1 pseudogene is annotated in these 598 nt (G+C 69.4%); it reads left to right on the forward strand.

Annotated elements, in window-relative coordinates:
• A pseudogene (locus tag FV223_RS29455) lies at positions 1–598 on the forward strand (sorbosone dehydrogenase family protein); the annotation flags it as partial.

Raw genomic sequence — 598 nt, forward strand, 5'->3', positions numbered from 1 at the left:
CCCCTGCCGTCGACAAGGGCTCCGCCCTCTACGGGCGCCCCGAGGGCGGGGACGCCGCCAAGCTCGCACCGATCTCCGGGCCGCCGCTCGCGACGCCGCTGGCGAAGCTCCCGCTCGACAAGCTGACGGTGCCCGACGGCTTCAAGATCGAGGTCTATGCCAGCGGGCTCGCCAACGCCCGCTCGATGCGCCAGAGCCCGGACGGGACTCTGTTCGTCGGCACCCGCGCGGTCGGCAAGGTCTACGCGATCCCGGCGAAGGTCGGGCCTGACGGCAAGCGCGAGGTCAAGACCATCGCCACCGGCCTGCACCGGCCGAACGGGCTCGCGTTCCACGACGGATCTCTGTTCGTGGCCGAGCTCTCGAAGATCTGGCGCTACGACGGCATCGAGGCGCATCTCGACGAGGTGCCGAAGCCGGTGCTGGTCTACGACGACCTACCCAAGGACGAGGCGCACGGCTGGAAGTTCATCGCCATCGGCCCCGATGACAAGCTCTACGTCCCGGTCGGATCGCCCGGCAACATCACGATGCCGCCCGACACCCACGCCCAGATCCGGCGGATGGACCTCGACGGCAAGAACGTCGAGGTGATCGC

Source organism: Methylobacterium sp. WL116 (assembly GCF_008039455.1).
Taxonomy (GTDB): Bacteria; Pseudomonadota; Alphaproteobacteria; order Rhizobiales; family Beijerinckiaceae; genus Methylobacterium.